Raw genomic sequence first — 7,623 nt, 5'->3', positions numbered from 1 at the left:
CTCTGGAGGGGAGGACCCCTGAAACCAGAGGCGGTGACAGGCGCATGGCGGCAGGTGCGACCGGTTCGGCTCACGGCGACTGGCGGTTCGGCTCGGGCCGGATCTGCCTGGACCTCATGGCGACCGCCGAGGCACCCGCCCCGCCCGGCCGGGAACCCCTCGCCGGGCCGGGGCGGCTGGACGACTGGCTGACCGGGGGCGGTCTGGTGCCCCCCGGGACCTCGCTGGACGGGGTCGACTCCCGCTGGGTGGAGTCCTTCACCGAGCTGCGCGACTGGATCAGCCAGGTGGTACGCGCCGAGATCGAGGGCCTGCGGGCCGACTCCGCGCTGGAGCGGGTGAACGGCCTCGCCGCCGTCGCGCCCCCGGTGCCGTGCGCCGTACGGGACGGACGCGGCGCGCTGGTACGGGCCTTCGCGGCGCCCCCGGGCCGCGCCGAGCTGCTGTCCGTGGTGGCACGGGACGCCGTCGCGCTGCTGACCGATCCGCTCGCCCGCGCCAAGTTGCGGCAGTGCGAGGGGGATCGCTGCGGCCGGGTCTATCTGGACACCTCCCGGGGCAGACGGCGGCGCTGGTGCTCCAGCGAGGTCTGCGGCAACCGTGAGCGGGTGGCGCGCCACCGCCGCCGGGCCGCCCTGGCCAGGACCTGAGGCCCGCCCGTCCCCCCGTCTGGCGGGGGGACGGGATTTTTTTCGGTTCCGCGTTGAGACATCCGGCGGCCGGCTCCGTAGTGAGGGGAGACCGGCGCTCAGCCGACGGCGTACGGCCAGGGTGCCGGGCGGCGGGCGACGCGACGACGCCAGTGAACATCGCGGCACCCTGTGGTGCGCGGAAAGAGACAGAAGAAAACACAAGCACGCAGAAGAAGGTCTCGACCGGGGAGGTTCAGGTGCGCAAGGATGCCGCCGTGGCCGATGACCGTCCGCAACGGGCCCGCCATCGCAGCGAGAAGCCACGCGGCGACTCCTCCGTCCCCGACGAGGAACTCATGCGCGCGCTCTATCGCGAACACGCGGGGCCGCTGATCGCCTACGTCCTGCGGCTCGTCGCCGGTGACCGGCAGCGGGCGGAGGACGTGGTGCAGGAGACGCTCATCCGAGCCTGGAAGAACGCCGGTCAGCTCAACCGGGCGACCGGATCTGTCCGACCCTGGCTGGTGACGGTCGCTCGCCGCATCGTCATCGACGGTCACCGCAGCCGGCAGGCCCGGCCGCAGGAGGTCGATCCGTCGCCGCTGGAGGTCATGCCCGCGGAGGACGAGATCGACAAGGCGTTGTGGCTGATGACGCTCTCAGACGCGCTCGACGATTTGACGCCCGCGCACCGGGAAGTCCTTGTCGAGACGTATTTCAAGGGGCGTACGGTCAATGAGGCGGCCGAGACACTCGGCATACCCAGTGGGACGGTGCGGTCCAGGGTCTTCTACGCACTGCGTTCCATGAAGCTCGCTCTGGAGGAGAGGGGGGTCACGGCATGACCACACCCGAGCGGGAGTCCGCCCATGATGCGGTCGGGGCCTATGTGCTCGGCATCCTCGACGACGCCGAGGCGACGGCCTTCGAGGCGCATCTGGCCGGGTGCGATGTCTGCGCGGTCCACCTTGAGGAGTTCTCCGGGATGGAGCCCATGCTGGCGCTGCTGGCGGAGGCGCCCGGCGGTCCGGTCGCGGAGCCGTCGAACGGGCTGAGCCTGTCCCCACGGGCCGGGGTGCCCGTCCTGGAACCGCCGGTGCCGGTGGTGCCCGAGCCAGCGAGCGGGCGGCTGCTGAACGGGCTGCTGGACGAGGTCGCGGCCAAGCGCGCGACCCGGCGCAGGCGCGGGATGTACCTGGTCGCCGCGGCGGCGGCGCTGATCATCGGCGGACCGCTGGTGGCCTGGGGCCTCACCTCGGACGGTGACCCCGGTCACGCGCCGCTCGCCGTCCCGACCTCCCCCGCCGAACATGCCTTCCTGCATGAGATGGACGCCAAGTTCCCGGCGACCGACCCGGTCACCAAGGTCTCGGCCGTGGTCGGGGTGGAGAAGAAGGGCTGGGGCACCCACACCGTCCTGGAGCTGAAGAACGTCAAGGGCCCGCTGAAGTGCCGTCTCGTGGCGATCTCCACCACCGGCGAGGAGGAGACGGTGACCTCCTGGTCGGTGCCGAGGTGGGGGTACGGCATCGAGGACAGCGCCCGGGAGCAGTCGAGGAAGCCGCTGTATGTGCACGGTGGCGCCGCGATGAAGAGCGATGAGATCGACCGCTTCGAGGTGCGGACCTTCGACAACAGGAGGCTGGTGACGATCGAGGCGTGAGGCTCCGCCGGGCGGTCCGCCCCATGCCGCCGGGCCCGTCCCCTCGCCCCTCGCGCGGGCCCGGGCCCGCGCTCCCGCCGGGCGGCGCGTCCGCGTACGGGCCCGCCTCGCCTGACAGACTGGTTTCCTTCGCGTACGGTTGACGGCTGCCTAATGCACATCAGAAGGGGGCCCTGGGTGGCCGCGCAGGAAGCCGCTGTCGACACCGCTGTCCCGGGCGGGGACGACACTCTCCGGGATCGCGAGATCGGGGTCGAACAGCGCCATCTCGACCAGGTGTACCGGCGTCTGGAGGAGAAGATCGACGAGGCGGAGTTCCTGATGAAGGACGCCGCCAAGCTGGGTCAGGTCGGTACTCCCGGCGCGCTCGCCGAGCGGGACGCCCAGGTCTACCGGGCCGGGGTCCATCTCAACCGGCTCAACAACGAGTTCGAGGACTTCCTCTTCGGCCGGATCGACCTGCTGCTGGGCAAGGACGGCAAGAAGGGCCCCGATGGCGCCTACACCTCGGTGGAGCCCGCCGATGACTCCGTACGCCCGGACGGCACCGCCGATATCGCCGAGACCCTGCACATCGGCCGGATCGGGGTCCTCGACACCGACTACAGCCCGATGGTGATCGACTGGCGCGCCCCCGCGGCCGCGCCCTTCTACCGCTCCACCCCGGTGGACCCCGGACGGGTCGTACGGCGCCGGGTGATCCGTTCCAAGGGGCGGCGGGTCCTCGGCGTCGAGGACGATCTGATGCGCCCCGAGCTGAACGCCTCCCTCGACGGCCAGGCGCTCGCGGTGATCGGCGACGGCGCGCTGATGGCGGCGCTCGGCCGGGCCCGCAGTCACACCATGCGGGACATCGTCTCCTCCATCCAGGCGGAACAGGACCTGGTGATCCGGGCTCCCGCCGCCTCGGTCACCCAGGTGGAGGGCGGTCCCGGCACCGGGAAGACCGCCGTCGCCCTGCACCGCGCCGCCTATCTGCTCTACCAGGACCGGCGGCGGTACGCGGGCGGGATCCTCATCGTCTCGCCGACCCCGCTGCTGGTCGCCTACACCGAGGGGGTGCTGCCCTCGCTGGGCGAGGAGGGGCAGGTCGCGATCCGCGCGCTCGGCCATCTCGTCGACGGCGCCGAGGCCACCGCCTACGATCCGCCCGAGGTGGCCCGGATCAAGGGCTCGGCGCGGATGCTGAAGGTGCTGCGCAAGGCGTCCCGGGGCGCGCTGGAGCGGCCGGGGCCCTCGGTGACCGTACGGGACGGCCAGCTGATGCTCGGCGAGGAGCCGCCCGGGCCGCCGTCGCGGCTGCGGGTGGTCGCCTTCGGGCGGCGGCTGGAGCTGGACGCCGACGAACTGGGCCGGATCCGGCACAACGTCCTCGGTGGCACCGCCCCGGTCAATCTGCTGCGTCCGCGCGCCCGGCGGCTGCTGCTGGACGCGCTGTACGCCAAGTCGGGCGCGGTGGGCCGCCACAGCGACCCGGAGCTGGCGGCCGAGCTGCGCTCCTCCTTCGACGAGGACGTGACCTCCGAGGACAGCTTCCTGGCCTTCCTGGACTCCTGGTGGCCGGAGCTGACACCGCGTGAGGTGCTGGCGGCGATGGCGGACGAGCGCAGGCTCGGCCGCTGGGCCCGGCGGGTGCTCACCCCGGCCGAGACGCGCAGGCTGGCGCGCTCGCTGCGGCGGGTGGGCGAGCGGGGCACCGGCCCGCTGTCGGTCCATGACGTGGCGCTGCTGGACGAGCTCCAGACGCTGCTGGGCACCCCGCACCGGCCGCGCAGAAAGCGCGAACTGGACCCGCTGGACCAGCTCACCGGTCTGGAGGAGCTGATGCCCCAGCGGGAGGAGACCCAGAGGGAGCGCGCCGAGCGGCTGGCGGCCGAGCGGACCGAGTACGCCCATGTGATCGTGGACGAGGCCCAGGACCTCACCCCGATGCAGTGGCGGATGGTGGGTCGCCGGGGCCGCCACGCGACCTGGACGGTGGTGGGCGATCCGGCCCAGTCCTCCTGGCCGGAGCCCGAGGAGGCGGCCGAGGCCCGGGACGAGGCCCTCGGCACCCGCCCCAGACGCCGCTTCAGCCTCACCGTGAACTACCGCAACCCGGCCGAGATCGCCGCCCTCGCCGCGCGCGTCCTGGCCCGTGCCATGCCGGGCGCCGAGTCCCCCCGTGCGGTGCGCTCGACCGGGGTCGTGCCGCGGTTCGCCGCGGTGGGGGATGACGGGTGTGATCTCGCCGACCTCGTACGGCGTGAGGCGCGGCGGCTGCTGGAGCGGGTCGAGGGGACCGTCGGTGTGGTCGTCGCGATGGACCGCCGCGAGGAGGCCGCCCGCTGGCTGGAGGGGCTGGGTGACCGGGTCGTGGCGCTGGGCTCGCTGGAGGCCAAGGGGCTGGAGTACGACGCGACGGTCGTGGTCTCGCCCGCCGGTATCGCGGCCGGGACGGCGGTGGGGCTGCGGGTGCTGTACGTGGCGCTGACGCGCGCGACGCAGGAGCTGACGGTGATCTCGGACACCAGGGACGAGCCCGACGGCGACGGTGTGCCCGCGTTGCTGCGGGAGCCCGCGCGGGGGGAGTGACCGCCGCGGGGCCGGTCCCGGTGGGCCGGGTGGGGGACTGACGCGGGGTCAACGCGGGACAGGGGAATCACTTACCGGGGTGGTTTGTTAGCCTGGGTGTGGCACCGGCTCGATCCAAGCCCCCGGGCCCAACCTTTGTCGCTGCGAGCGACCACTTGCCGCGAGGCGAGCATGGCGGGTCGGTGTCACACCTCATTCGTTCGTTGTGCCCGCAGGCCCACGACACCCCGGTGGTGTCGTGGGCCTGCTGTCGTCTGTGGCGTCTGTCGGGTGAGGGGCTTCCGTGGCCCTGCGGCTCCGGCTCTTCCGTCGCGCGGGGAATTTCTCGTATGGTGGAAAGAGTTTTCCAGAAACAAAACGACCACTATTACCGGCTACCGGCTGGTAGGTGCGACCATCGGATGGCGTCCCCGGGGCGGATTCGCCACGGCCGCGATAGCAATGAAGCTAGGGAAAGCAGAGGAACCCGGTCATGGCAACGGCGCCCAGCGTCTCGTACTCGATGACGGTCCGGCTGGAGGTGCCCGCGAGCGGAACCGCGGTCTCCCAGCTCACCACGGCCGTGGAGTCCTCCGGAGGCTCGGTCACCGGCCTCGACGTGACCGCCTCAGGCCACGAGAAGCTGCGGATGGACGTCACCATCGCCGCGACCTCCACGGCGCACGCCGACGAGATCGTCGAGGGCCTGCGCGCGATCGAGGGCGTCGTCCTCGGCAAGGTCTCCGACCGTACGTTCCTGATGCACCTCGGCGGCAAGATCGAGATGGCGTCCAAGCACCCCATCCGCAACCGTGACGACCTCTCCATGATCTACACCCCCGGGGTGGCGCGGGTCTGCATGGCCATCGCCGAGAACCCCGAGGACGCCCGCCGCCTCACCATCAAGCGCAACTCCGTCGCCGTCGTCACCGACGGCTCCGCCGTGCTCGGCCTCGGCAACATCGGGCCCATGGCGTCCCTGCCGGTGATGGAGGGCAAGGCGGCCCTCTTCAAGCGGTTCGCCGGGATCGACGCCTGGCCGATCTGCCTGGACACCCAGGACACCGACGAGATCGTCGCGATCGTCAAGGCCATCGCCCCGGGCTTCGCCGGGATCAACCTGGAGGACATCTCCGCGCCCCGCTGCTTCGAGATCGAGGCGCGGCTGCGCGAGGCCCTGGACATCCCCGTCTTCCACGATGACCAGCACGGCACCGCGATCGTCGTCCTCGCCGCCCTGACCAACGCGCTGCGCGTGGTCGACAAGGCCGTCTCCGACGTCCGCGTGGTGATGTCCGGCGCGGGCGCGGCGGGCACCGCCATCCTGAAGCTGCTGCTCGCGGCGGGTGTGAAGCACGCCGTCGTGGCCGATATCCACGGTGTGGTGCACGCGGACCGCGAGGACCTGGTGGACGCGGCCCCCGAGTCGCCGCTGCGCTGGATCGCCGACAACACCAACCCCGAGGGCGTCACCGGCACCCTCAAGGAGGCCGTCGTCGGCGCGGATGTCTTCATCGGCGTCTCCGCCCCGAACCTGCTGGGCGCCGACGATGTCGCCGCCATGGCGGACGGCGCGATCGTGTTCGCGCTCGCGAACCCGGACCCCGAGGTGGACCCGGCCGTCGCCCGCCGTACGGCCGCCGTCGTGGCCACCGGCCGCTCCGACTTCCCCAACCAGATCAACAACGTCCTGGTCTTCCCGGGCGTCTTCCGGGGCCTGCTGGACGCCCAGTCCCGGACCGTCAACACGGAGATGATGCTGGCCGCCGCCACCGCGCTGGCCGATGTCGTCACCGAGGACGAGCTGAACCCGAACTACATCATCCCCTCGGTCTTCAACGACAAGGTCGCGGGCGCCGTCGCCGGAGCCGTGCGCACCGCGGCGAAGGCGGCGGCCGCCACCCTGGGCTCCGCGCCCGCGTAGGCCCCCTCCAGGCCCGTCCGGGCCCCTCCGGCGCCGGAGGGGCCTGTTCCGCGCGGCCTCGGGCCGCCGCGGGGTGTCCGCGCGCCGCGCCGACGCCGTACGGCCCCGGCTTCCGGGGCCCATACGGCGCGTCGCGGGGCGCCGGGCCAGGTCAGCGGCTCTAGGGTGGCGGACCATGGTCCTCCACCCGGTCCGGCGCTGGCGCCTCCCCGGGTCCGGCCTCCCCGGGCAGCTCCGGGGAGTCCCCCACGGTCCACGGAGTGTCACCAAGACGAGGTGGCGGCGCCTTCCGTGTGACGCCGATGGGCGCCGGATTGGCGTTCCCGCCGTTGGTGGGGGCAGGATGCTTCCCCGAGGCCCCGCGTCCTGGGGATCTCCCCCCAGGTGGGGAGGGCTCGATGTGGACCCTGGTCCGGGGAGTGTCAGAGGGCCCTGGCAGCATCGGCTTCGATCTCACGCCTCACAGGCAAGTAGAAACACGGGAGTAAGAACATGAACCGCAGTGAGCTGGTGGCCGCGCTGGCCGACCGCGCCGAGGTGACCCGCAAGGACGCCGACGCCGTGCTGGCCGCCCTCGCCGAGACCGTTGGTGAGGTCGTCGCCAAGGGCGACGAGAAGGTCACCATCCCCGGCTTCCTGACCTTCGAGCGCACCCACCGTGCGGCTCGTACCGCGCGTAACCCGCAGACCGGTGACCCGATCCAGATTCCGGCTGGCTACAGCGTGAAGGTCTCGGCGGGCTCGAAGCTGAAGGAGGCGGCCAAGGGCAAGTGAGCCCTTGCGTCCGCGCCGCCCGGGCCGTGTGAGCCGGGCCGCCTGACATAGCCCGAGGGGCGGTCACCCAGGATGGG

6 protein-coding genes are annotated in these 7,623 nt (G+C 72.2%); all 6 read left to right on the top strand.

Annotated elements, in window-relative coordinates; genetic code table 11:
• Window positions 1-44 precede the first annotated feature (44 nt).
• The 6 genes from ACFVIM_RS30245 to ACFVIM_RS30220 all read left to right on the top strand — a co-directional run bounded on the left by ACFVIM_RS30245 (window position 45) and on the right by ACFVIM_RS30220 (window position 7,546).
• Complete coding sequence (locus ACFVIM_RS30245; protein WP_384307998.1) at window positions 45-650, top strand: CGNR zinc finger domain-containing protein; 606 nt, start codon at window positions 45-47, stop codon at window positions 648-650.
• 239 nt (window positions 651-889) lie between these two features.
• Window positions 890-1,477, top strand: coding sequence for a sigma-70 family RNA polymerase sigma factor (locus tag ACFVIM_RS30240; RefSeq protein WP_384307996.1), 588 nt, complete (start codon window positions 890-892; stop codon window positions 1,475-1,477).
• Entirely contained in the window at window positions 1,474-2,295 is an 822-nt protein-coding gene (locus tag ACFVIM_RS30235) for an anti-sigma factor family protein (RefSeq protein WP_384307993.1), read from the top strand. The genes ACFVIM_RS30240 and ACFVIM_RS30235 overlap by 4 nt, the downstream gene beginning before the upstream one ends.
• A 177-nt stretch (window positions 2,296-2,472) precedes the next feature.
• Window positions 2,473-4,869: a HelD family protein gene (locus ACFVIM_RS30230; RefSeq protein WP_384307990.1), complete on the top strand. Its 2,397-nt coding sequence runs from the start codon at window positions 2,473-2,475 to the stop codon at window positions 4,867-4,869.
• A 472-nt stretch (window positions 4,870-5,341) separates the two neighbouring features.
• A complete protein-coding gene (locus ACFVIM_RS30225) occupies window positions 5,342-6,772 on the top strand; it encodes an NAD-dependent malic enzyme (RefSeq protein ID WP_384307987.1) in 1,431 nt (476 codons plus the stop codon).
• 492 nt (window positions 6,773-7,264) lie between these two features.
• Entirely contained in the window at window positions 7,265-7,546 is a 282-nt protein-coding gene (locus ACFVIM_RS30220) for an HU family DNA-binding protein (protein ID WP_004571953.1), read from the top strand.
• Window positions 7,547-7,623 lie beyond the last annotated feature (77 nt).

The organism is Streptomyces sp. NPDC057638 (genome assembly GCF_042800315.1).
In the GTDB taxonomy this organism is placed as follows: domain Bacteria; phylum Actinomycetota; class Actinomycetes; order Streptomycetales; family Streptomycetaceae; genus Streptomyces.
Note: the sequence above shows the minus strand (reverse complement) of the source record. Positions and strands in the feature narration are given on the sequence as shown.

Coding starts and splice junctions, on each gene's coding strand:
- ACFVIM_RS30245 (WP_384307998.1), top strand. CDS start 45: ATGGCGGCAGGTGCGACCGGTTCGGCTCACGGCGACTGGCGGTTCGGC.
- ACFVIM_RS30235 (WP_384307993.1), top strand. CDS start 1,474: ATGACCACACCCGAGCGGGAGTCCGCCCATGATGCGGTCGGGGCCTAT.
- ACFVIM_RS30225 (WP_384307987.1), top strand. CDS start 5,342: ATGGCAACGGCGCCCAGCGTCTCGTACTCGATGACGGTCCGGCTGGAG.
- ACFVIM_RS30220 (WP_004571953.1), top strand. CDS start 7,265: ATGAACCGCAGTGAGCTGGTGGCCGCGCTGGCCGACCGCGCCGAGGTG.